This is a genomic window from Paenibacillus lutrae, assembly GCF_009757775.1.
In the GTDB taxonomy this organism is placed as follows: Bacteria; Bacillota; Bacilli; order Paenibacillales; family NBRC-103111; genus Paenibacillus_F; species Paenibacillus_F lutrae.
Genome location: NZ_RHLK01000006.1, coordinates 72,707 through 95,722, shown reverse-complemented (window position 1 = coordinate 95,722; position 23,016 = coordinate 72,707). Strand labels below are relative to the sequence as shown.

The following is a 23,016-nucleotide window of genomic DNA, read 5'->3' as shown; positions in this document are numbered from 1 at the left end:
GTTGGTCCCCATTGCTTCTCGAACCAATGGAAAAGGCGGTAGAAGAGGAAACGTACCGGATCATACGCGAACTGTACGGACCAGAGATAGCGAGTCAGCTGCTGTACGCATATGGCGATTTGACGACATGCTGCGATCAGGTAGCGATGAGCTCCAAAGGGTGCTTGAAATCATCACCGGCGGTATAGCGCCGGGAGGGAGAGTGGAGTAATGAGTAAATGGATTGATCCAAAATTTATTACGGTGATCGCTTCGGTGATTGCTGTATATTTGAACAAAATATTCGGATGGCATATTTCCATCGATAAACTTGTTGCTTCTATTTTTATTGTCGGAAACTTTTTGGTCATGCAGATTATTATAGACATTCAAAAAATGAAGAACGGTGAGAAAATCACCTTCAATAGCACAAAGTTTTTCACGGCAGCTATTGCCTGTTTGATTCTCTTCTTTTCTGAGTACCTCGGCATTCCCATTGACGAGCAAGAAGTCATGGTTATAGCCGGTCTAGTCATGGCCTATATCACCGCTAAAGGGGCGAAAGACGTTTCATTTCAGAAACAAAAAGCAGCTGATATTCAAGCTGAAGGAAATGCTGTCCAGGAGGCTGCACACATTACATCAGAAGATGTATCCTCCTTGACGCAGGCTGAGATTTACGAAAGGGCCGGACGGGTCCATACCAAAATGACGGAGTATGCCAATCTATTGCAAAACGGAAATGAAGTTCAGTCCGAGGAGGCTGCGCGCCGGTATGTCATGGTGGACAAGATTCTGAGCGAAATGAAACCTATAGAAAGAGAGGTGAGATAAATGAAGATTATGCTGGACGCCGGCCACGGACCGGAGACTCCGGGAAAGCAAACGCCCGATGGGTTGATGAAAGAATACCAGTTTAACCGAGCAGTAGCCAATCATCTGGCACCCATCTTACGTGAGTACAAGAGTGTGGAGCTGCAGACTGTTCACTCTGACGCCCGGGACGTGCCCCTGCGGGAACGTACCGATCAAGCCAACAGGTGGGGTGCAGATCTCTATGTATCGATCCATGCTAATGCAGCAGGGGGCCAGTGGAGCGATGCTCAAGGGATTGAAACGTTTGTCTATACCACTAACCCTTCGGGCTCCCGAGCCATCGCGGAAGCTGTACAGGCCGAACTGGTCATCGCTACCGGGCGCCGTAACCGTGGCGTGAAGCTCGGCGATCTGCATGTGCTCAGGGAGACAAATATGGATGCAATCCTGATCGAATGCGGGTTTATGACTAATCGGCAGGAAGCCGAGCTGCTGAAGGATGATTCGTACCGCCGTATCTGCGCCGGTGCAATCGCGAATGCCATCATTAAACACTATGGGCTGAAGCCCAAAAAGGAGGCTGTAAAGGTGGATAACTGGAGGATCGAAATGGGGAATAAGGCGATTGATAATCTGGCGGCTAAAGGCAAGCTGGAGAGTCCTGAACTGTGGAAGATGCGCCTTAAGAACGGAGAAATGGAAAGAGAGCTGCCTTGGCTGCTATTTGCCTTGATTGACCGTGTAACGGATTAACGTTCTTCCCTGCCGATACTTGGCAGGGATTTTTTTGTTTACTCCTGACCTTTTCCGCTTATAATAAGAACAGATGTTCTTTTGATGGGAGCGAGATTATGGATGAGAAAAGAATGATGGAAGGCACTCGAACGCTTACGCCGAAGGATCGTGCTGCTTTTATAAAGACGAGGGTCGACGAACCGAAGAGTAAAAGCCCGATGCCTACATTAGAAGAGCTGGTCCTTATCCGCACTCTGACGATACTTCCGATGATTCTGACAATCACGGAGAACAGCCTGCGCAAGATCGACGTTACCGAAAACACTTTAAACAAGCTATACAAGATGGTTACAAACCAATTGATTAACCGGATCATAGCGGATATACAGTCCACCAAAAAAGAGCTGCGTGAAGCTGGGATTAAAGTTTATGAGGATGAAACGGCTGATAATAATCTGCGGGTTAAGTTCATTTGCCGGGGATACCATGATGATGTTACTTTTACGCGTGATGTGATTAAATCGGAGATTGTCGTTAAGTTACAGAAGTATATTGTAGAGTTCTACAAATGAAACGAAAAAAGGACCGCGGGATGCTTTCCCATGGTCCTTTTCTTCAACCGGTTCTTCCGGATTTATCTAAATATAGCACACAAACCCATAATAGTCTACAGTAAAATTCGAATTGATACTTGATCGCAAAAATGAACTATATATTAAACTATATACTAGTTTATCAACGGGACACGCCAATACCAGTCAGGACATGCTCATCCGGCTTGAAACGATGGTACTGAGCGGGGCAAATTTGCCGGTGGAAGTAATCCGCAAGCAGATCTCGTCCGCAATTGACATTATGGTTCATCTGACGCGTATGCGGGACAAATCTCGTAAAATAACCGAAATTAGCGAAATAGCCGGGCTGAGTGAAGGAGAAGTGATTCTGAATCCGCTTTTCGTTTTTGATGACCGCGGAGAGGATGAAGCCGGCAAAGTTAACGGTGAATTGATTTACACGGGCAATCCGCTGATCAACGACTGGAAATGCCGCATGGCAGGAGTGCGTACGCCTGCTTGGCTTCGGATTGGGAAGGGGGCATCCTCATGAAAATCATCACCGCTGCAGCTTTAATCGGTTTCGGGATTTGGCTGATATTTTATATCGCTGATAAAAAGAAGAAGCTCAGTGAATTTGGGACCTTAGAAGAACGAACACATGTCCAGCCACAGGAAGCGGCTAACGAAAGGATGAGCATTTCCATTAGAAGCCGACTTATAAACTTTGGCCGCAGCAAGCATGAACTGCTTCCAGAAGAATCATCGAAGCTTGCACGAAGTGCTGCGGTAAGAAACAATCTGACTGATTACAATGTGTACCAAATGTCACCTAAAGAACAAGCTTTCACAATTGGAATTACGGGACTCGTATTTGCAGGAGTAAGTTTTATTTTTTATAAGCAGCTGCTGTTGTCCCTTGCAGGTCTGCTATTGGGATTACTTATGCCCCGATTCCGGCGAATTCGGCTTATGCATCTGAGAAAGGAGAGGCTTAACCAACAGTTCAAGCAAGCTCTTTACTGCATGTCCACCTCATTGTCGGCAGGAAGATCAGTAGAAAGCTCTTTTCGTGAAACCTGGAAAGATTTGAAGCTGCTTTATCCCGATCCCAATTGCCTGATCGTTCTTGAGTTCGAAATCATCGTTCGTAGACTCGATAACGGGGAACCTATTGAGAAGGCGGTTGCAGATTTTGCATGCAGAGCCGGCACAGAAGATATCTCCAATTTCGCTGATGTGTTTATTACTTGCAAGCGCACAGGAGGAAACCTAGTAGAAGTTATCCGGCGCACCGCCGCAATTATTGGAGATAAGCTTGAGATTGTGCAGGATATTTCTGTACTCGTTGCCCAGAAAAGATTCGAGTCCCGCATTTTACTGGCGGCTCCTATTGCCATGGTAGCGGTTCTGAGCTTCAGTTCACCCGATTATATGGCTCCGTTATACAGCGGCATCGGTCCATTGATCATGACGGGTGGCTTGCTTGTTCTAGCCGCATGCTTTTGGCTTATTACCAAAATCATGGATATAAAGGTGTGAATATATGCTCCTGCTTGTATTACTGGCTATGGCATCAGGGCTGGCTCTCATTGTCCTGCAGGTAGCCGGACGACTTAGATATGCCGCTGCTCAAGGTGAACGTTCTTATCCCCTCCGCTTTCCATGGCTTGCCCCCGCAGGTTTGTATGCGGTAGAGAAGGGTAGGGTGATGGAGCGTTTTCCGGAAGCGGCCGCCCGTATTATGCAGCGAATCTCGGCCTTGCACGGGTTTAAGGATACTCTAGTGCATGCCAAATCTGCGATTGGGGACATGATTCTGTCCGCGCTATTTGTTCTTCTGGGATGCAGTATTCTCGGTCTGGCGGCCGGCGGGGATCCAGCGGTTGCTCTGCTTGGTATATTAGGAGCATGCTTGACGCCGGTAATCTTGATCAATCAGATGGACCAGAGAGTCAAAAAACGCAAACGCGACATTATTATGGAGCTTCCGGAAGTGCTCAGTAAAATGATTCTGCTCATTAATGCCGGAGAAACCGTTCAAAAAGCACTTAGCCGCTGCGTAGACAGCAGTCGCCTTACCACATCTGCCTTACAAGTGGAGCTAGTTCAAGCCGCCCGTGAACTTGAAATGAATGCATCCTTGCCTAAAGTGCTGGAGGATCTGAATAAACGCTGTGCCATGCAGGAAATTGCGCTCTTTACGACGACAATTCTGCTCAATTACAGACGCGGAGGCGATGATTTTCTAGTGGCTTTACGCTCACTGTCCAAGGAACTATGGGACCGACGAAAAGCGGAATCCCGGAAACTGGGAGAAGAAGCATCCTCCAAGCTTGTCATTCCGATGGTGCTCATTTTCGTAGTTGTAATGGTAGTCGTAGCGGCTCCGGCGATGTTGTCTATGAACAGCAGCTAAGAGATGAATTCTTGAGCTATGTAATTCAACTTATTTTATACATGATGGAGGAAAGTGAATATGAAACCATGGTTATTGAAATTTTGGAATGACGAGGAAGGTCTTGGCACGCTGGAGATTTTATTGATCGTCGCCGTGCTGATTGCGATTGCGGTAATCTTCAGGAAATGGATCATCAAATGGTTCAATGATCTGATTGGCAAAGCCGGTGAAAGCTTTGATAAAACGGGAACTGATACTGAAATTAAATCTCCGACATGATTGCTTCGTATTCGATAAGAGCTAGATTTGAAGTGCTAATAAAAGAAGATCGCGGGAATTTCACGTTAGAAGCAACTCTGATCTTTCCGTTTATTCTGATTTCGACTCTAGCCCTGATTGTATTCGGTCTTTATGTGTACAATCAGGTGGTCATTCATCAGACGGCGGGTATTGCCTCTGAACGAGCGTCCTTTGTATGGGATAACAGCTTCAAGGACCCGCTAACAGGAGCTTTTGTGCCGGGCAGACAGGATGGCCTTTACTGGCGGTTAACGCAGGATGCTGCTCTTGGCATTTTTGGCTATGGAGGCGCTGACTCTACCATTGAAGTTCCCGGAGGATCTGGGGGAAGCGGACCTGCCGGTAAATTATCCAGAACGGCATCGCTGCTGCCAGAAGGCGTCAAAGGGAAGATGACTTATGCTAACCGGATCTGGGCACGCATCATATCTGCCGACCTGGAAGAATCATTCAAGATCCGGTCATTTCTGCCGGGCAGAATTATTCGCGAGAAAGTCGATGGGCAGGGTGCGTCCCATGTTGTAGATCCTGTTGAGCTGATCCGGACCGTTGATCTAACCCGGACGTATGTGCCTGCTCTTAAGAATCGGATTTCAGCTGCAAGGGCTAAGGAAGTGCTTGTTGAGCCTGGAGCCGTACAAATTCCCGATCAAGGCGTTCTAAGCAGCGAGGCTCAAGCCAGGGCTTACATAAAGAAGCTGGTCAGCGGTACGGAGAAACCCATCACAACAGCAGAAGGAGAAGTAAGAAATGTCGACGCCCTTGATGCAAGCGGAACGGCACATCAAGCGTATTATACGTTTACAGATAAAGGACTGCGCGAGCAGATGAAAAAGGATATTTCATTAAAAAATACAGGCACCGAAGTTAAGGGAATTGTGTGGCATTTTTTCAAAAACAAATCGGCAAGCAAGCCTTCTAAGGCTCTCCTTCAAGAACTTGCTGCGAACGGAATTGCGGTTATTTTTCATGAATAACGCTGTGGACAGAAGTTGTTGAAGAGACGTATCCAAAGGAGAGAAGGCGTGTGCTTTTGAGAAAATTGTATAGGGCTGAAAGCGGCACGGTTTCCGTTTACCTCATTCTTATTATTGTCCCTATTTTTCTCATCCAGGCGGTTTTGATAGATTATGCCCGGGTGAAAGCGGCTGAAAGAGAAGCAGACACGGCTGCAAGAGCAGCAATACGTTCTGTGCTGTCGGCATACGATCAGGACTTAGCCGCTTATGGCTTGTTCGGTTTGACAGGTGAGACCAATGATTCCAGTGAATTATTTCGTCATATTTTTAAAGAGAACTTGTCGGGTGCAAGTACAGGGGCTTTCTATAAGCTCCTGGACACCCGGCCGGAAGCAAGCGGAGATACAATTGCTCCCCTTTACACCCTGGCTAATCATACGGTTTTTGAAGGGCAAGTTCTAGACACGATGAAATACCAGGCTCCCCTAGAATTTGCACTCGAAATTGCAGATAAGATTCAGAAGCCCGGCGCGGCTAAGATCTTGGCAAATGGCGCGTTGTATGCAAAGGAAGCGGAGAAGTTCGAGAGACTTCTGAACAAAAGAGAAGAGGCCATGGATAAGGCATGGCAGGATGTAGAGGCTCTGATGAAGAAGATCCGCTCCTGGTACAGTTCCTATCAGGCACGGATTACAGAGCTGAACCGTCTGGCTGAATTGATCGGGTTAAACACAGCGGAAGATGTAGCTGGCCGGATTAAAACTCTGGAGGTGCAGATAAGCAGTTTATCCGCCTCTATGTCTGATTTGAACCGCACGATTGCTGCGGCTGCAATGGCTGGACCTGAGGCGGCGGGAGCCGTACAGGGTATGATGGAAAATCTTAATTCGATGCAAATGCGGATGAATGAGCTAACCACAGACCTATCCAAATGGAAAGAGCTTCTGGAAAACATCCTCAAATATGCCGCTCTGATCGCGGTTATAAGAGCGGAGGTCGTAATTGATGACGAGCTGGCACAAAAGATGCAGAAAGCTATACAGGAACAGTTGCTCGAAGCTAAAAAAGCAAATGATGAATTAAATACAGAGCTTAAAAGGCTGTCAACCGGTCAAGCGGAAGAACTTAAGGCTTTTGAGGCATTTAAAAGCATAAAAATCATCAGTGAGGATGAATTCCGGTTGTATCAGACAGGAATAGGCACAGGAGCTGCCTTGTTTAGCGGCTTCCGGAATAAAATAGAAACCATAAATGTCTATACGAACAGCCAGGCGGATGCCGCCCGGACAGCCAATGAAGCCTACTATACTAAAATGGAGGAAACATACCAACGGCAGCAGCAAATTGAAGCCGAACGAAGCATGCAGAGCGCGGGTATCCGGCAAGAGAAGGCAAAGCAGCGGGGGAAGATACAGGCCGCATTGGATAAAGCAAAACAGGCGATGGGAAGCTGCAGCAAAGATCAGGAAGAGGGGCTGATGGTTTCACCGTATGAAAAGCTTGAAAAAGGCGGTAGTGGTAGATTGTATGGAAAATATATGAGTTTAAATGAAGTTGATCCCACAACCGGTACGAGCTCAACGTTTACGCTGGAGGGAAAGCCAGACGATGAAATTCAGCTTTCCATGAGTCTTCTGGGCAAGCTCGGGCAGCTAAGTGAAGGAATCCGCAATGAGGTTTTTATTAATGAATACGCGGTTTCACAGTTTAATTACCGGACCTTCGGAATAGAGAAAGATAACGGAGGGCAGTTAAAACCGATTCACGCCTTATCTGAACCGGCTGCGCACAAACTCCCGCAACAAGAAGTAGAATATCTGCTGTACGGATTTGACTCCTGCATGAAGAATATTTCGGCTGCTTATGGTGAAATGTTCGCTTTCCGGTTTGCGGTACATATGGTTGAAGAATTGATGGACCCGAAGAAAGAGATGCTTAATGTCGGCTCCCCGCTCCTGGTATTGCTAGCTGCCGCTGCAGAAGCGGGTGTACAAGCCCTCGAGGATATGAACGAGCTTACGGAAGGAAAGGCGGTGCCCATCTCAAGCAAGCTGACCTCGCCGGTAGTTACGTTTACTTATAAAGATTATCTGAGAGTCTTTCTCCTGCTTCACAGTAATGATAGGCGGCTCATGGCCCGTATGCAAAGTTTAATCGAAATCAATACGGATAAGCCGCTGGATAAAGCCGTTACCTATGTTCAAGGCACGGCGAATTCTTCCGTCTCTTTATGGTTTCTTCCGGGTCTTATGAAGCTTTTAAACGGGGCGGGAGTTTCTTCGTGCGAAGTGGCGGACAACCGGTGCACGTTTAGGAGCCAGACGAATCTAGCTTATTAAAGGTGGTGGAGGCTTGACTCTCCGGAAGAACGAAGAAGGGGGAATGGTGCTGGAAGCGGCTTTAATCCTGCCGATGTTCGTATCGTTTGTAATCGCCCTCATTGTTTGTATTCAAATCACGATAGCGGATATGGCCTTGCGTTCCGCAGTCGGTGAGTCTACCAAAGTATTGGCAGCGAATATGTACCCCGCAGAAAAGCTTTATCAGCAGGCCTCACAGGCTGGAGGTCCTCTTCTGGATCAAATTCAGACTATTAGAGACCGCGCGGCTCAAGCGGATGAATTCATCGAATCTGTCGAGGCGTTTATACCCGATCCGGTCGCGGTGCTGATAGATTGGATGCGGCGAATGGGTTCAAAAGCTGAAGGAGAGGCCGATGCGGCAGCAGACCGTGTTCTCAAGGAGGCAATGAAGCCGGTTGTTTACAATTTTGCAAATCCGGAAATTTTGAAAAAAGATCGTTTTCATGTGACGGGCGTTACTCTTCCGGGCTTCGATAACGGGGATCAGGATTTTATCGGATTCGAAGCCGAATATGATTTCCCTCTTGCGGTTCCATTTTTCAGCCGGACATTAACTTTAAAAAAGAGAGCGCTGGAGCGGGTATGGCTCGGTGCATGACAGGAGAGTGAACGGGTGGAGCAGATCCTTCTTTCTTTGCTTATTCTAGGTGCTTTTGTAACGGATGTTCACAGATCGGTTATTCCGAATGTTTTAACATGCGGCGGGATAGCCGCGGGTATTCTTTATCATGTGATTAGCGGTGGGTGGCCGGGCTTTGTTTACTCAATCTCGGGACTGGGGGCAGGATTTTTGCTCATCTTGGTTCTATATTTGATAGGTGCTCTGGGTGGGGGTGACGTAAAGCTTTTCGCAGCGATAGGCGCATTAACCGGAACGATGTTTGTAATGGCGTGTACGGTTTATTCCCTTTTATTCGCAGGGATAATTGGGCTCGTTATCCTGCTTGTGAAAAAAGATGCGAAAGATAGAATATTCGGCATATTTGGATATCTCGGAGCATTCGTATTCATGAAAGACTTGTCGGTGTGGAAAAATATACGGACCGCAGACCAACTGAGATTTCCTTTTATGTATGCGGTTCTGCCCGGCGTTCTGACTGCTTATTTGTATGGAGAGGCGATGATATAGGTTGCTTCGGATGCTGTGCAAGGTGGAGGAATGAAGATGAAATTAGAACAATTCGGGCTCCAAGCGGAGTATAGATCTGGACAGGGACGATGGTTGACACTCGGCAAAGAAGAGGGGCTGCTCAGGCATGAACTCGCTCCCCTTCAGTTCAAAATGCTGACGGAGGAAACGATCCCTCATGTGCTTTCTATGGAAAGTGAAGAAATCGACTTTAATGTGAAGCTCGTTTATAATCTCCACGCTAAACTATCGTTAAGTGAGGTTATAAGAAACAGAAAACTCAGCGCGGATAAATGTTTATATTATCTGCATACAGCCGCGGCATGCGTGAGCAACAGCCGGAACTATATGCTTAGCGAAGCTCAGTTTGTATTGGATAGCCGGTTTATATTTACGAGTAACCTGGGGGCGGATCTTCACATGCTGTGCGTTCCGTTACAAGAAATACCGGCTGCTTCGTTGGAGTCTGCATGGGCCAATCTCATTCAGGATATGGTTACGCATCTTGCGGTCACGGAGCGGAGTCGCTTACAGCCGCTTATCAATAAGTGTATGGAGCCGGGTTTTACGGCGGAGTCGCTCAAAAAAGCAATCTATACAGCCATGAGAAACTCGAAAGGCGAAGAGTATAACAGCGTAAAAATAGAGTCAGGTATTGATTATGATGAATTTTGGGAGGAGAAACTTGAGGGAACTGCCCCGCCCGGGACGGCGCAACATCGTGATAGAATACATGACTTTGAAACACATGGTAGATCAGATTCGGGTGATTTCCTAGAGGAAGCAGGGGTTAGATTACCCAAGTTTGCCCCGAGTCGTGTAGATGATTCCGCAGAGATGCAGGAAATGCCGGAAGAATCGGGCGGTCCGGATGCTGTACATTTTCAATCCCGTAGGCAAGATAAAAACGAAAGTGTGGACTTGGACCGCCGCTACTCTGAAGCGGCCGGTATTGCGGGGATGGACTTATATAACGCAGATACAGAAAATAGCGGGTTAGAAAGACGTCACATTCCCGCCCGGGAGAGAGACCAGGCAGCGACAGCGAACGGCTCTGCGCGCAGCAGTGAGCGCCTGGGGGCGGAGCCTGCCTGGGAGCAGCGCGGCGCAGCCGCGGCTTTCAGCCGGCAGCAGAGCCGCGGCCGTCCCGGCGCGCATGGCGCAGCTGCCGCAAGGCCCGCCGCAGCTGCACCCCATGCGCCCGCGCCGCACGCGGGCGCCGCTCACCCGGCGCCTTCGCAGGCGTCGCCGGGAGAGTCAGCCGCAGCATCAGCTGCTGCGGCCGCTCCTGCGGGCCCGATACTCGGGGCTCGCGCAAGAACCGGCGCGCTGGGCGCCGCGTCCCTGATCATCGCGATGATCTGGAACGCGTATTTGAGCGCGCCGGCCCAGCCGCTGCTGTATATCTGCAGCGGCGCAACGCTGCTGGTGCTCGCTGCGGCGTTTGCCCTGCTGGCGATTGGCATGCCCGGCATGGCTAATCGTTCGGCAGAGGAAGTCACCGCAGCAAGCACCAGCCGGGGGCTGGCACCTGCGACTGAGCCGGTGTCGCTGGAGCGGCATTATGCGGCCCTGGGTGAGCGCACAACGCTGCTTATGCCGCCGGCGCCGCCGCATTCCGCCGCTGACGAGACTGTCTTCCTTGGACAACCGGCCGCTGCTTCTTCGAATCAGCAAGAACGCTGGCCGGTCCTCGAGGCAATGCGAGGGGGCCGTAAAGAGACCATCCTGTTGGATACGGCTTCGTTCATGATCGGCCGCGGAGAAACAGATGTGCATTATGTGGAAGACGTGCCCGGCGTGTCCCGGGTTCACGCAGAGATTATCCGCATGACAGAAGGCTATGCGGTTAAGGATCTTAATTCACGCAACGGGACTTTCTTGAATGGCGAGAGGATCAGCCCTTATCAATCGGTGTATTTGTCGGATGGCGATGTGATCCGCATTGTCCATACCGAATTTATATTTAGAACTTAACTTTCCTGTTTCCTGTTCTTTGGATAATGGTATACTAAGAGGGTTGTCCCAGAGAGAACCATTTTGCGATAAGATAGGAGTTACAGAATAGATTATGAGTTTCTTGACAGTTGAAGACCTGAGTCATACATTTGGTGACCGTGTGCTTTTTAAAAACGTTTCATTCCGGCTTCTGGCCGGTGAGCGTGTAGGTATTGTAGGAGCAAATGGTGTCGGTAAATCGACATTGATGAACATTTTGACCGGTAAGCTGCTGAAGGATGAGGGGAAGGTCGAGTGGACGCCCCGTATCCGGTACGGCTATCTGGACCAGCACACGAAGCTGACTCCAGGCAAAACGATCCGCGATGTCCTGAAGGATGCTTATCTTCCGCTCATTGAGCTGGAGAAAGATATGATGAGCATTACGGATAAAATGGGAGAAGCTTCACCGGAAGAACTGGAAGTTCTGCTGGAGCAAATGGGAGAAATACAGGACCAGCTGGAAAACAGCGGATTCTATATGATTGATGTCAAAGTAGAAGAAATGGCCAATGGCCTGGGACTGAACGCAATCGGTCTTGACCGTGATGTAGCTTCTCTTAGCGGCGGGCAGCGGACGAAAGTTCTGCTGGCCAAGCTTCTTCTTGAGCAGCCGACCGTGCTGCTGCTTGATGAGCCGACTAACTATTTGGACGTCGAGCACATCAATTGGCTGTCCAATTATTTGAAGGACTACCCGTATTCGTTCATGCTGATTTCCCATGACACGGAATTCATGAACGGGGTCGTCAATGTTATTTATCATCTGGAATTTACCAAGCTGAACCGGTACACGGCCAACTACGAGAAGTTCCTTGAGATGGCGGAATTGTCTAAGACTCAGCATCTGGATGCCTATGAGAAACAGCAGGAATACATCAAGAAGCAGGAAGATTTTATTCAGCGGAATAAAGCCAGGGCATCCACATCCACCCGTGCCAAGAGCCGGCAGAAGCAGCTCGACAGAGTAGACCGGATCGAGCGTCCGGAGACAGCGAGCAAACCGACCTTTGTATTCAAGGAGTCCCGTGCAAGCGGACGCGTAGTGTTCGAGGCGGAGAATCTCGAAATCGGCTATGATCGGGCGCTGCTGCCCAAGCTGAACATCACGATCGAACGGGGTCAGAAAATCGCGATTGTCGGCTGCAACGGTGTCGGTAAATCCACCCTGCTTAAAACGATGCTGGGGGTTATTCCAGCCATTAGCGGGAAGACATACAAAGGGGATTATTTGTTTCCTTCTTACTTCCAGCAGGAAGTTAAAGCTCCCAGCATTACACCGATTGATGATGTGTGGAACGAGTTCTCGCATATGACCCAGAACGAAGTGCGCGGAGCTTTGGCGCGCTGCGGGCTTAAGAACGAGCATATTACCCGTCCGCTCAGCGCGCTTAGCGGCGGCGAGCAGGCCAAAGTCCGTCTTTGCAAACTTTTGATGAGAGAAAGCAACTGGATTCTCTTTGATGAGCCTACGAACCATTTGGATGTATCCGCCAAAGATGAGCTGAAACGCGCTCTGAAAGAATTCAAGGGTACCGTGGTGCTTGTCTGCCACGAGCCCGATTTCTACGAAGGCTGGGTTACTAAAGTCTGGGATGTTGAGCAATGGTCGCACAAAGTCCATTCTTAAACTGAACTTTCTTATATACTTTCCATTATCAAATTTACCGGAAAAAGGAGAATGAAGGATGATTACGCATATCGTGTTTTTTAAAATGAAGGACCGCAGTCCCGAGTCTGTACAAAGAACGAAAGACAAGCTGGTGAACATGGAAGGCAAAATTCCGCAGCTGCTGTCCATTGAAGTAGGAACCGATGTCCTTCATTCCGAGCGCTCCTACGATCTTGCGTTAATTACTAAATTCAATTCACTCGAAGATCTTCAGGCATATAACGTGCATCCCGTGCATCAGGACGTGATCGCCTATATGGGTGAACATAAAGATGGCGTTGCTCCCTGTGTTGATTTTGAAAGCTGAGAATCTTGAACTTGCCGCAAGTCCTGCGGCAAGTTCTTTTTGATATCGCTAGAAGCAGGTCATGAATTGTAAGAGCAGCAATCAGCCCCGGCTGTCAATCAAGCACCGGAGCTTCATTTCTTATTCCTTCTTCGGATTCTATTTCGGTGCGTTCCTCAGGTCAGCAAGCCTGCTTCTTTTGTCCGGAAGGTCAACGGTCTGCAGCTTACCATTGTGGTATTCCATAAAAACATGAAAATTATCGCCAGCTCCAAATTCGATCAACCATTTATCTTTTTCCTGGAACAGATAGGAGTGCGTAACCGTATTTTCTTGATTAAGCCCCATCATTTCAGCCGCATCGTTATCGACCGCCGCCCGTTCGAACTGCTTCGTGTCCGCGTTCCAGCGGTTTAAATGAACAGCCGGGGGCACCCAGTCTAGATGATTTTCGACCAGCTCTTTCTGGCCATCCCCGTCCAAATCTATTTCTTCACTTTGGTGCTGTTCGAAGTTCTGGAGTTCCCATGCCGAGTTTAGTGGATTGTATCTTACAACTTGAATAACCATGCCAGGTCCGATAGGACTGTCTATCTGGATTTCCGCATTATCTTCTCCGGTCCAATGGGAAGTTTTTACTTCAAGCGCGGTAAGACCCTGGTTGCTTACCAAGCCTATATGATAATCGGACTTGCCGTCCGATAAGTATGCATGCAGCAGCTCCTTGTTCTTGATGTCCGCATATAACGTTACAACAGGTGAACCGGCTTTTCCCAAATTTTGTCCGAGTGGGATTGATTTGATTTTCTCCATGCCTGTCGGCAGACTGGTCTTCTCAAGCGGCATAGATTCTAAAGGGACATAGGTCAAGGAAGCGCTTTTGGATTCGAAGGCGGCGGGTTGTTCAGCCGGATCAACCGCCGTCTTCCAGTCATTGGTCAAGAAGGCTGCTGCAAGAATCAGTCCGGCGAAACCAAGTCCCGCCCCTTTCCAGGGAAATTTGCCGAACCGGCGTGCTTTGGTGTCGGGAGAAGCCGCAGCTGTTTTAATTTCGTCCGCCATCCGGCGTGAGAACTTGCGGGTTCTAAAAGGTTCTTCCTCCAAGGACGAATACCAATCGGGTTTAGATTCCTTCATTTTCGTTGTCCCTCCCCGTATAATAGCCCTGTCATTTTTTTGCGGGCGCGGTGTAAGCGCGATTTTACAGTACCTTCTGAAATATTTAAGACTCCGGCAATTTCACTGACAGACAGATGATATTTGGCATCGAGTACGATGACTTCCCTGAACTTGACAGGCAGCCGAAAAACGCACAGCCATACCTCGTTGGCTGCCTCTTGTTCCAGAAAGATATCCTCGGCAGATTGGCTTTGCCCTGCACGATGAACAAAATCGACAAGCATAACCTTACGGACAAAAGCGGACTTCCGGTTGTTGTAGCTGATGTTTCGGGTTATCTTTAGGAGCCAGGTTTTGACGCTTGATTCGCCTCTGAATGACGCGACATGCCGGTATGCCTGTAAAAAAACATCCTGCGCTATATCATCCGCGAGCTGGCGGTTTTTACAAATAGAGAAAGCGAAATTCCACACATCTTGACCGTACGTATTCATTAAATCCTCTAATGTATAGCCATTCATATCGGCTGAATACAGAAAATCTTCACTGCCCAATGCGATCACCTCTTTATAACTGACAAAGCAGCGCAGTACCAGGTTCCCAGAACATGGATATTTTTTCGGATACAAGTAAAGATAACACATCAGAGGCAATGATATACGGTACAATCATGTTGGGTATCAGGTGAGCCTATCGTTTGAAAAGAATGGGGAAAACGTGTAGTATCTGCTGTAAAGATAAGTTGACGAAGAGCGCCACACATATAGCAAGATTCAGCAAAAGGAGTGAAGCCAGATGGATCAGATTAATCGCAGCTATGTACTTGAAGTTCTGGATATGCTTTTGAAAACACCCAGTCCAAGCGGCTATACACATCAAATTATGGCCAAGGTCAAGGCGGAAACGGAAAAACTCGGCTATACGATGGAGCTGACCAATAAAGGATGCGGAATCATTACGATTCCGGGCAAACGCAGTGACTATACGATCGGATTGTCCGCACATGTGGATACGCTGGGGGCCATGGTACGTTCCATAAAAGATAACGGGCGCCTGCGCCTGACTCCGGTCGGCGGATATATGATGGCGGCAATAGAGAATGAGTATTGCCAAGTACACACGCGGCAAGGTCTGAGCTATGAGGGAACCATTCTGACGACGAAGCCTTCCGTTCATGTTTACTCGGATGCCCGGGATCACAAAAGAGTGGAAGAAAATATGGAAGTGCGTCTGGATGAACTCGCATTCAGCCGGGAAGATGTACATAAGCTTGGCATCGGTACGGGGGATTTCGTTTCTTTTGATCCGAGGGTTCGTATTCAGGAGAACGGATATATCAAGTCCCGCCATCTCGATGATAAAGCAAGTGTGGCGGCCCTGTTCGGTCTGCTCGAGCTGCTCAAAAACGAATGCATCGAACCGGCCTGCACCATTAAGCTGATCATTACGACTTACGAAGAAGTAGGTCACGGGGCTTCGTATATTCCCGGAGATATCGACGAATTGGTAGCGGTTGATATGGGAGCCATGGGCGAGGATTTGACCTGCACGGAGCAGGATGTGTCCATTTGTGCCAAAGATTCCAGCGGCCCCTACGATTATGCGATGACGACTCATCTCATCCGTTTAGCGGAGCACGCGGGTATCCGCCATGCTGTAGATATTTATCCGCATTATGGCTCGGATGCTTCTGCGGCTCTAAGAGGCGGCAGCAATATCCGCGCCGCTCTGATCGGTCCGGGTGTCCATGCTTCCCATGGAATGGAACGCACGCATGTGGATGCGATTGCAGGCACAGCCGCGCTGCTGCTGCAATATATTCTACATCCGGCCGCGCCTGCGAGTGAATCGGTACGGCCGGAGAATCCGGTCAGCCCGGTCTAGGCTCTAGGAAGTTAATTGGCCGATGTACATGCAATGAAATAAAATTAAATCCGGGTCCCGCCGCCTGCAGCCTAGTGACGGCCATACAGGCGGACGGTTTCGGCCTATCCTGGCTTTATCTGATCAAAGACGGAGGAACTCATGAGTATTATCCATGCGGAACATTTAGTAAAAACTTACGGAGAGAAAGTACTCTTCGATGATATTTCATTTACGATATCCGAAAGACAGCGGATCGGTCTGATCGGAGTGAACGGTACCGGAAAATCATCCCTGCTGCGCATTCTTGCAGGACTGGAAGGACCTGATTCCGGTTCGGTCATTCATTCCAATCATTTCCGTGTCGAATATCTTCCCCAGCAGCCTGAGTTTGACGAGCAGGCTACGGTACTGGAGCAAGTTTTTTACGGGGAAACACCCTTAATGAAGGTGCTGCGGGATTATGAGCAGGCACTAAGCGAACTTGATAACAGTCCTGATGATACTGCGGCACAGGAACGCCTGATTCGCGTGCAGCAAAGAATGGATAACCTGGACGCCTGGGAAGCGGGGACTACAGCCAAGACCGTTCTGACGAAACTGGGTATCACCGATTTCAATAAACCGGTGGGAGAGCTGTCCGGCGGTCAGCGCAAGCGTGTTGCGATGGCGCGCGTCTTGATTCAACCTGCCGATCTGCTTATTCTCGATGAGCCTACCAACCATATCGACAATGAAACGGTAGATTGGCTCGAGCAGTTCCTCGGCAAATGGAAAGGCGCTCTGCTTCTCGTTACGCATGACCGTTATTTCCTGGAGCGGGTGACGAGCCGGATTCTGGAACTGGACCGCGGCAAGATTTACAGTTATGAAGGCAACTACACGACCTTCCTGGAGAAAAAAGCGGACCGGATGGAACGGGAAGCTTCCAGTGAGGACAAGCGCAGGAATTTGCTGCGCCGCGAATTGGCCTGGCTGCACCGCGGAGCCAAAGCCAGGACGACGAAGCAGAAGGCCCGTGTCGAGCGCGCCGAGCAGCTGCGCGACCGCAAGACCGACGGACCTGCGGCCAAACTCGATATGGCGCTTGCAGGGAGCCGGCTGGGCAAGAAGGTAATCGAGCTCAAGGAAGTAAGCAAAAGCTATGCGGATAAGCAGCTTATCCGGGATTTCAGCTACATCGTGCAGCCCGATGACCGGATCGGTATCATTGGCCGCAATGGCAGCGGCAAGACGACCCTGCTGGGTATGCTTTCCGGCAGAATTCAGCCGGACGGCGGCGAGATCGAGCAGGGGACGACCGTGAAGCTCGCCTACTACACGCAGGAAAACGTGGAGATGGACGAGAAACAGCGGGTGATCGAATATGTCCGTGAAGCGGCGGAAGTTATCCGCACCAAAGACGGAGAATCGATCACTGCGGCGCAAATGCTGGAGCGGTTTCTGTTTCCGCCGCATCTGCAGTGGACCTTGATCGGCAAACTATCCGGCGGGGAGAAACGCCGGCTATACTTGTTGCGTACATTGATGGGGGAGCCGAATGTGCTTCTCCTTGATGAGCCTACGAATGATCTTGATATCCAGACGCTATCGATTCTGGAAGATTATTTGGAACACTTCCCAGGCGCAGTGATTACCGTATCCCATGACCGTTACTTTCTGGACCGTACCTCAGACCATCTGTTTGCTTTTACGGGCAACGGGCAAATTGAGCAGTACTTCGGCACCTATTCCGAATATTTGGAATCCCAATCCATTCGGGAAGGGGCTGACACGAAAACAGGCGAGAGCAGTGTTCATTCGGGCGGCACTAATCCCCACAAAGGGATGCCCGCTCCAGATTCGCGCAAGGCATCCGGGGGATCCCAGGAAGGCACCGAGGATCAGGGGCGCGCGAGGAAGAAGAAGCTTTCTTTTAACGAACAGAAGGAATGGGATACGATAGAAGACCGCATCGCAGCATTAGAAGAGAAGATGGAGCGGATCAAACTCGATATCGCGAAGGCCGGCAGCGATTACGGCCGGGTTCAGGATTTGTACGCGGAAGAAATCGCAGCCAATGAAGAATTGGAACAAGCGATGGAACGATGGACGGAATTGTCCGAACTGGTAGAAGAAATTGCGCGCAATAAGTAGCAGAGAGCTATTTGCGAGCGTGAGCACTCTATTTATGCTATACTAAAGGGAATGGGCTTGGAATAAGCCGTACTATACAAAAAGGCAGGTATCCCGCACTTATGATCACTGTTACGGACGTTACGCTTCGATATGGCAAACGCGCTCTTTTCGAAGACGTTAATATTAAATTTACACCTGGCAACTGCTATGGTCTGATCGGGGCTAACGGTGCAGGTAAATCGACCTTTCTTAAAATTTTGTCCGGCGAAATTGAAGCTAACAAGGGTGAAGTCAGCATCGCTCCCGGAGAACGTATGGCCGTGCTCAAGCAGAACCATTACGAATTTGATGATTTCGAAGTTCTGAAGACGGTGATTATGGGCCACGCCCGTCTATTTAAAATCATGGAAGAGAAGGATGCTCTCTATGCTAAATCCGACTTTTCCGAAGAAGACGGCATACGTGCCGGCGAACTTGAAGGTGACTTTGCGGATCTGGACGGCTGGCAGGCTGAGGCTGATGCGGCTGAACTCCTGATCGGACTCGGTATTCAGAAAGAACTTCATGACCAGAAGATGAAGGATCTGGACGGCAACCAAAAGGTACGTGTACTCCTTGCGCAAGCTTTGTTCGGCAATCCGAACATCCTCCTGCTCGATGAGCCTACCAACCATTTGAATCTTGAATCCATTCAATGGCTGGAGAACTTCCTGGGCCGATTTGAAGGCACTGTCATCGTTGTATCCCATGACCGTCACTTCCTGAACCAGGTATGTACACACATTGCGGATATTGATTTCAGTAAAATTCAAATGTATGTGGGTAACTATGATTTCTGGTACGAATCCAGTCAACTGGCCTTGAAACTTGCCAGAGATGCGAATAAGAAGACGGAAGAGAAGCGTAAAGAACTCGAAACCTTTATCGCGAGATTCAGCGCGAATGCTTCCAAATCCAAGCAGGCGACTTCCCGTAAGAAACAGCTCGAGAAGCTCACTCTGGATGATATCAAGCCTTCGAATCGTAAATATCCGTTCATCAACTTCAAACCGGAGCGTGAAGCAGGCAAGCAGCTTCTTGCAATTGACGGGATCAGCAAATCCGTAGAAGGTGAAAGTATCCTGAACAATGTTACTTTCACAGTGAACAAAGGCGACAAAATTGCTTTTGTAGGTCCGGACGGACTGGCTAAAACAACCTTGTTCCAGATACTGATGGGTGAGAAAGAAGCGGATCAGGGCGAGTACACTTGGGGCGTTACGACAACCCAGGCTTATTTCCCCAAAGATAACGCAGAGTACTTTGACGGTGTGGATATGAATCTGGTTGACTGGCTCCGCCAGTATTCCAAAGATCAGGATGAGTCCTTCATCCGCGGCTTCCTGGGACGCATGCTGTTCTCAGGCGAAGAAGCGCTGAAGAAAGCGAGTGTCCTGTCCGGAGGAGAGAAAGTACGCTGCATGCTGTCCAAAATGATGCTTGCCAGCGCCAACGTTCTGATCCTGGATGAGCCGACGAACCATTTGGATCTGGAATCCATTACGGCTCTCAATAACGGATTGATCGACTTTGACGGTACGATGCTGTTCGTCTCCCATGACCATCAGTTCATTCAGACGGTCGCTAACCGCATCATTGAGATTACCCCTAAAGGTCTGATTGACCGGATGATGCCGTACGACGAATATTTGGAGAGCGAAGATGTGCGCAAGCTTCGTGAAGAATATTACGCTTAAGTGTTTAGAGATAGGACCGCCGGCAAAGGCGCTTGGATGTAAGTTTCCAGGCGCCTTTCCTGACCCCGCTGTAAGGTTATCACTCAGCTGAGTATCCGTTACCGGATTGGCTGCAGCTGGAGAAGAGGAGACGAACCATCTATGTTTGACCCGACTATTTATGAGAATCTGAAAGTTGTCCTGGAAGGGGCTGTGTACGATCTTGATCTGTCCGGCGATATTCTGGTGACGAATCGTTCGGATCAAATCGACATGTCCACATTATCGAGGAACTATGCCATCCGTTTTGTACTCCAGAACGAGGAAGACAGCCATGCTTCTCCATGGGCAGAGTTTGCCCTGACCGCCGGGCTGGAAGATCTGGCCGCAGAAATTCTGGAGCGCAAGCCATCCTCGCAGGGATGTACCTTGACGATCCGGTTCGGTATCACGATGGAAGATCCGCAGAACAACTGCCCGGCAATAGCCGCTTCTCTCGCAAGCATCTGGAGCGGCAGGCCGACTATTACACAGACGCTCTCTTACGTATTTGGACAAAGGGAGCAATGCTGGCATAATGATGTGCTCCTGGAGTTTGGCCGTAAGCTGGATGAAAGTCATGTCGGCGATTTCACCGGGCTGCTTGAGCATACGGTCAAGACGCTTTCCTTGCTACGGGAGAAACACGCCGCATGAAGGAGCCCATCATGCAGGAATGGAATGAACAGATTATTCAGCGTGCGGTTTCGGAGCATCAAACTTTTGCCCTTTTCTTTCATACACCGCTGTGCGGTACTTGCAAACTGGCCCGGCGGATGCTCGAAGTTCTTGTACAAATGGAACCTGCAATACCGCTTAAGGAATGTAACGCCAACTATGTGCCCAGCTTCGTCCAAGAGTGGCAAATCTCTTCGGTCCCCTGTATAGTGGTGATAGAGAGAGGCAGGGTTGTACGGACCCTGTATGCCATGAATTCCGTGGAATATTTATTGTCTGAGCTTCGCGTATTGACCTGATACGGGATCCGGCTAAATGACTGTCTCTAATTCTAACCTGAATACGCAGTTCCATTGAGAAAGGAGCAATCTCGTATGAATCTTAGGAATGAATTTGCTGCTTCTGTCGGCGATCTGGTGAAGGGCGAGTACAAAACCGGTGAATATATCGGCCGGATTGTAGAGATAAACTCCCCTGTCAAAGCGGCGGTTCAAGTGCTTGCGGTCATAAAGCATCCTACTCAAGGAGATCTTCACACGGCTGACAGGAATGATTTGCGTTATTTCCAGCAGCGTCGTGCTCTTGCCTACCAGGAGATTGCCCTGATGCCGCTGGTAACGATCCGTTCTTACAACGGGAATGTCCCGGATTACATGTTATCTTTGCAGCACGCTCTCGAAGAAGAATTAAGCGTGCTCCAACAGACGGAAGAATGGGCACGCCGCTCAATCGCTGAGCTCGAAGAGCTGCATAAGGATTATTTCCCGCAGTAACCGTCCCGTTCTCTTATCTGATTCTTATATTTGGCAGCGACACTCTGAAAGCCCCTTCTCCTGACAACGGCAATTTCCGTTAAGGAGGCGGGGCTTTTCCAGTAAGAAACGTATGAAGGATACCGGACTGAGAAAAGTTTTCGCTCATATGCGGCACCAGGGCTCTTTCTGCTGACGTGTTTGGAGCTTGTGAGAAGGAAGAATCGCATGAGAATTGTGGTTAGAAACTTATTAGATTCGTTTATGTAAGGTTAACCTATTCTAAAGGATCTCGTTCCTCCCCGCTGAATATAGCCCGAAAAGCAACAAAAAAGGCGATTTTCTGTTAGATATTAAAAAAGCGGGTAAGGGCTGATGATGATCTTTAAATGTGATAAAATAAAGCCGAACATAAAATGTGTTTATCGGAGGGTTTTGCACAATGGCATTTAACGAAGAGATCACAATCGGCGTAATCGGCGCAGGCAATATAGGAAATATTCATATCCGAAGCCTGCTCGACACACCGGGCGTTGCTGTGACTGCAGTCGCTGATGTATTCCTTCCGCTGGCGGAAGCCCGTGCGAAAGAGCACCAGATCTCTAAAGTATACGGAAGCGGAGAAGATCTGATTAACGATCCTGATATAGATGCCGTAGTAATAGCGGTTTCCAACGAATGGCACGCTCCCCTTGCGGTCAAAGCGCTTCAGGCAGGCAAGCACGTGCTGCTTGAGAAGCCGATGGCGATCGATATGAAGGCTGCCAAGGAGATCGTTCAGGCGGAGCGTGAAAGCGGCAAAGTCCTGATGATTTCCCACCAGCGCCGCTGGGAGCCGCTCAACATGCAGGTAAAAGAGCTTATTCAGCGCGGCAAGCTCGGTTCGATCTACCATGCGAAGACAGGCTGGATGCGGCGTAAAGGTATCCCGGGCTGGGGAACCTGGTTTACCCAAATGTCCAAAGCCGGCGGAGGGCCGCTTATTGATATCGGTGTGCACATGCTGGATCTGTCGCTCTCCTTTATGGGGAACCCTAGACCTGTCTCCGTATATGGCGCAACCTACTCCGAATTCGGACCTAAGCGCCGCGGTATCGGGAGCTGGGGCAAACCAAACTGGAGCGGCAGCTATGATGTAGAAGATTTCGCGACTGCTCTGATTAAGATGGATAACGGCAGTACGCTGACCCTTGATGTGAGCTGGGCAGCGCTTACGGAGACAGATAATCAGCCGTATATTCAATTGCTGGGCACAGAAGGCGGGGCTTCGCTGCGCGGGAATACTTACGGCAAATTGTTCGCGGAAATGTTCGACAGAGAGATTGACGTTGAACTGGAAGTTCCGGAGAACAAGACCGATCCGCGTTTGCTCATGAATCTTCATTTCCTGGAGTGCATCCGTACGGGAAGTGAACCGCTGACTTCTGTCATGTCCGGCTATACGAATAATTTAATTCTGAATGCCATTTACGAATCATCCCGTACAGGCAGAGAAATTCAATTGGACTGGGATTTGTCTTAATCATAGCCGGGGGAGCTG

General features: G+C 49.3%; 24 protein-coding genes. 22 read left to right on the top strand and 2 right to left on the bottom strand.

Translation table 11 applies throughout. From position 1 onward, the window contains the following. Positions 1–11 precede the first annotated feature (11 nt). The 15 genes from EDM21_RS12515 (at position 12) to EDM21_RS12445 (ending at position 13,213) form a co-directional block, all read left to right on the top strand. Positions 12–188 (top strand): hypothetical protein, encoded by a 177-nt coding sequence (locus tag EDM21_RS12515; protein ID WP_157335924.1) that lies wholly within the window; start codon positions 12–14, stop codon positions 186–188. A gap of 22 nt (positions 189–210) precedes the next feature. Beyond that, positions 211–813: a hypothetical protein gene (locus EDM21_RS12510; RefSeq protein ID WP_157335923.1), complete on the top strand. Its 603-nt coding sequence runs from the start codon at positions 211–213 to the stop codon at positions 811–813. Next, positions 814–1,548, top strand: a complete 735-nt coding sequence (locus EDM21_RS12505) for an N-acetylmuramoyl-L-alanine amidase (protein ID WP_157335921.1) — start codon at positions 814–816, stop codon at positions 1,546–1,548. A 98-nt stretch (positions 1,549–1,646) separates the two neighbouring features. Next, the gene (locus tag EDM21_RS12500) at positions 1,647–2,102 is read left to right on the top strand and encodes a hypothetical protein (RefSeq protein ID WP_157335919.1); all 456 of its coding nucleotides are present in this window, start codon (positions 1,647–1,649) and stop codon (positions 2,100–2,102) included. Between the two features lie 235 nt (positions 2,103–2,337). Continuing rightward, positions 2,338–2,637, top strand: coding sequence for a hypothetical protein (locus tag EDM21_RS12495; RefSeq protein WP_420850656.1), 300 nt, complete (start codon positions 2,338–2,340; stop codon positions 2,635–2,637). Next, positions 2,634–3,626, top strand: coding sequence for a type II secretion system F family protein (locus EDM21_RS12490; RefSeq protein ID WP_235918170.1), 993 nt, complete (start codon positions 2,634–2,636; stop codon positions 3,624–3,626). Before EDM21_RS12495 ends, EDM21_RS12490 begins: the two co-directional genes overlap by 4 nt. A gap of 4 nt (positions 3,627–3,630) precedes the next feature. Beyond that, positions 3,631–4,503: a type II secretion system F family protein gene (locus EDM21_RS12485; RefSeq protein WP_157335915.1), complete on the top strand. Its 873-nt coding sequence runs from the start codon at positions 3,631–3,633 to the stop codon at positions 4,501–4,503. Between the two features lie 60 nt (positions 4,504–4,563). Continuing rightward, on the top strand, positions 4,564–4,764 hold the full coding sequence (locus EDM21_RS12480) for a Flp1 family type IVb pilin (RefSeq protein ID WP_157335913.1): 201 nt from the start codon (positions 4,564–4,566) through the stop codon (positions 4,762–4,764). 32 nt (positions 4,765–4,796) lie between these two features. Continuing rightward, positions 4,797–5,762, top strand: a complete 966-nt coding sequence (locus EDM21_RS12475) for a TadE/TadG family type IV pilus assembly protein (protein ID WP_338043978.1) — start codon at positions 4,797–4,799, stop codon at positions 5,760–5,762. A 50-nt stretch (positions 5,763–5,812) separates the two neighbouring features. Further along, entirely contained in the window at positions 5,813–8,083 is a 2,271-nt protein-coding gene (locus EDM21_RS12470) for a hypothetical protein (protein ID WP_338043977.1), read from the top strand. Between the two features lie 13 nt (positions 8,084–8,096). Continuing rightward, complete coding sequence (locus EDM21_RS12465; RefSeq protein ID WP_235918169.1) at positions 8,097–8,705, top strand: hypothetical protein; 609 nt, start codon at positions 8,097–8,099, stop codon at positions 8,703–8,705. 15 nt (positions 8,706–8,720) lie between these two features. Continuing rightward, positions 8,721–9,236, top strand: coding sequence for a prepilin peptidase (locus EDM21_RS12460; RefSeq protein ID WP_166541980.1), 516 nt, complete (start codon positions 8,721–8,723; stop codon positions 9,234–9,236). A gap of 36 nt (positions 9,237–9,272) precedes the next feature. Beyond that, on the top strand, positions 9,273–11,213 hold the full coding sequence (locus tag EDM21_RS12455; RefSeq protein WP_157335909.1) for an FHA domain-containing protein: 1,941 nt from the start codon (positions 9,273–9,275) through the stop codon (positions 11,211–11,213). A 94-nt stretch (positions 11,214–11,307) separates the two neighbouring features. Then, positions 11,308–12,864 carry an ABC-F family ATP-binding cassette domain-containing protein gene (locus EDM21_RS12450; protein WP_157335907.1) on the top strand — a complete coding sequence of 519 codons (1,557 nt, stop codon included), beginning with the start codon at positions 11,308–11,310 and terminating at the stop codon, positions 12,862–12,864. A gap of 58 nt (positions 12,865–12,922) precedes the next feature. Beyond that, the gene (locus EDM21_RS12445) at positions 12,923–13,213 is read left to right on the top strand and encodes a Dabb family protein (RefSeq protein ID WP_068775631.1); all 291 of its coding nucleotides are present in this window, start codon (positions 12,923–12,925) and stop codon (positions 13,211–13,213) included. Positions 13,214–13,351: 138 nt separating this feature from the next. Here EDM21_RS12445 and EDM21_RS12440 read toward each other — a convergent pair whose 3' ends face one another. Next, on the bottom strand, positions 13,352–14,329 hold the full coding sequence (locus tag EDM21_RS12440) for a hypothetical protein (protein ID WP_157335905.1): 978 nt from the start codon (positions 14,327–14,329) through the stop codon (positions 13,352–13,354). Beyond that, positions 14,326–14,865, bottom strand: coding sequence for an RNA polymerase sigma factor (locus EDM21_RS12435; protein ID WP_338043976.1), 540 nt, complete (start codon positions 14,863–14,865; stop codon positions 14,326–14,328). The genes EDM21_RS12440 and EDM21_RS12435 overlap by 4 nt, the downstream gene beginning before the upstream one ends. 241 nt (positions 14,866–15,106) lie before the next feature. Between EDM21_RS12435 and EDM21_RS12430 the strand changes: the two genes are divergently transcribed. The 7 genes from EDM21_RS12430 to EDM21_RS12400 all read left to right on the top strand — a co-directional run bounded on the left by EDM21_RS12430 (position 15,107) and on the right by EDM21_RS12400 (position 22,998). Beyond that, entirely contained in the window at positions 15,107–16,195 is a 1,089-nt protein-coding gene (locus EDM21_RS12430; RefSeq protein WP_157335904.1) for a M42 family metallopeptidase, read from the top strand. A gap of 141 nt (positions 16,196–16,336) precedes the next feature. Then, the gene (locus EDM21_RS12425) at positions 16,337–18,310 is read left to right on the top strand and encodes an ABC-F family ATP-binding cassette domain-containing protein (RefSeq protein ID WP_157335902.1); all 1,974 of its coding nucleotides are present in this window, start codon (positions 16,337–16,339) and stop codon (positions 18,308–18,310) included. A gap of 101 nt (positions 18,311–18,411) precedes the next feature. Continuing rightward, positions 18,412–20,028 (top strand): ABC-F family ATP-binding cassette domain-containing protein, encoded by a 1,617-nt coding sequence (locus tag EDM21_RS12420; protein ID WP_157335900.1) that lies wholly within the window; start codon positions 18,412–18,414, stop codon positions 20,026–20,028. A gap of 141 nt (positions 20,029–20,169) precedes the next feature. Then, positions 20,170–20,703 carry a hypothetical protein gene (locus EDM21_RS12415; RefSeq protein WP_157335898.1) on the top strand — a complete coding sequence of 178 codons (534 nt, stop codon included), beginning with the start codon at positions 20,170–20,172 and terminating at the stop codon, positions 20,701–20,703. Continuing rightward, on the top strand, positions 20,700–21,023 hold the full coding sequence (locus EDM21_RS12410; RefSeq protein WP_235918168.1) for a thioredoxin family protein: 324 nt from the start codon (positions 20,700–20,702) through the stop codon (positions 21,021–21,023). Before EDM21_RS12415 ends, EDM21_RS12410 begins: the two co-directional genes overlap by 4 nt. Positions 21,024–21,098: 75 nt before the next feature. Next, the gene (gene kapB, locus EDM21_RS12405) at positions 21,099–21,497 is read left to right on the top strand and encodes a sporulation phosphorelay system protein KapB (RefSeq protein WP_157335896.1); all 399 of its coding nucleotides are present in this window, start codon (positions 21,099–21,101) and stop codon (positions 21,495–21,497) included. Positions 21,498–21,918: 421 nt separating this feature from the next. Then, entirely contained in the window at positions 21,919–22,998 is a 1,080-nt protein-coding gene (locus EDM21_RS12400) for a Gfo/Idh/MocA family protein (protein ID WP_157335894.1), read from the top strand. Positions 22,999–23,016 lie beyond the last annotated feature (18 nt).

Excerpts from the sequence above, each read along its gene's own strand:
- EDM21_RS12450 (WP_157335907.1), top strand. The coding sequence starts at position 11,308 with ATGAGTTTCTTGACAGTTGAAGACCTGAGTCATACATTTGGTGACCGT.
- EDM21_RS12415 (WP_157335898.1), top strand. The coding sequence starts at position 20,170 with ATGTTTGACCCGACTATTTATGAGAATCTGAAAGTTGTCCTGGAAGGG.
- EDM21_RS12500 (WP_157335919.1), top strand. The coding sequence starts at position 1,647 with ATGGATGAGAAAAGAATGATGGAAGGCACTCGAACGCTTACGCCGAAG.
- EDM21_RS12430 (WP_157335904.1), top strand. The coding sequence starts at position 15,107 with ATGGATCAGATTAATCGCAGCTATGTACTTGAAGTTCTGGATATGCTT.
- EDM21_RS12440 (WP_157335905.1), bottom strand. The coding sequence starts at position 14,329 with ATGAAGGAATCTAAACCCGATTGGTATTCGTCCTTGGAGGAAGAACCT.
- EDM21_RS12420 (WP_157335900.1), top strand. The coding sequence starts at position 18,412 with ATGATCACTGTTACGGACGTTACGCTTCGATATGGCAAACGCGCTCTT.
- EDM21_RS12410 (WP_235918168.1), top strand. The coding sequence starts at position 20,700 with ATGAAGGAGCCCATCATGCAGGAATGGAATGAACAGATTATTCAGCGT.
- EDM21_RS12480 (WP_157335913.1), top strand. The coding sequence starts at position 4,564 with ATGAAACCATGGTTATTGAAATTTTGGAATGACGAGGAAGGTCTTGGC.
- EDM21_RS12510 (WP_157335923.1), top strand. The coding sequence starts at position 211 with ATGAGTAAATGGATTGATCCAAAATTTATTACGGTGATCGCTTCGGTG.
- EDM21_RS12485 (WP_157335915.1), top strand. The coding sequence starts at position 3,631 with ATGCTCCTGCTTGTATTACTGGCTATGGCATCAGGGCTGGCTCTCATT.
- EDM21_RS12425 (WP_157335902.1), top strand. The coding sequence starts at position 16,337 with ATGAGTATTATCCATGCGGAACATTTAGTAAAAACTTACGGAGAGAAA.
- EDM21_RS12505 (WP_157335921.1), top strand. The coding sequence starts at position 814 with ATGAAGATTATGCTGGACGCCGGCCACGGACCGGAGACTCCGGGAAAG.
- EDM21_RS12490 (WP_235918170.1), top strand. The coding sequence starts at position 2,634 with ATGAAAATCATCACCGCTGCAGCTTTAATCGGTTTCGGGATTTGGCTG.
- EDM21_RS12455 (WP_157335909.1), top strand. The coding sequence starts at position 9,273 with ATGAAATTAGAACAATTCGGGCTCCAAGCGGAGTATAGATCTGGACAG.
- EDM21_RS12445 (WP_068775631.1), top strand. The coding sequence starts at position 12,923 with ATGATTACGCATATCGTGTTTTTTAAAATGAAGGACCGCAGTCCCGAG.
- EDM21_RS12400 (WP_157335894.1), top strand. The coding sequence starts at position 21,919 with ATGGCATTTAACGAAGAGATCACAATCGGCGTAATCGGCGCAGGCAAT.
- kapB (WP_157335896.1), top strand. The coding sequence starts at position 21,099 with ATGAATCTTAGGAATGAATTTGCTGCTTCTGTCGGCGATCTGGTGAAG.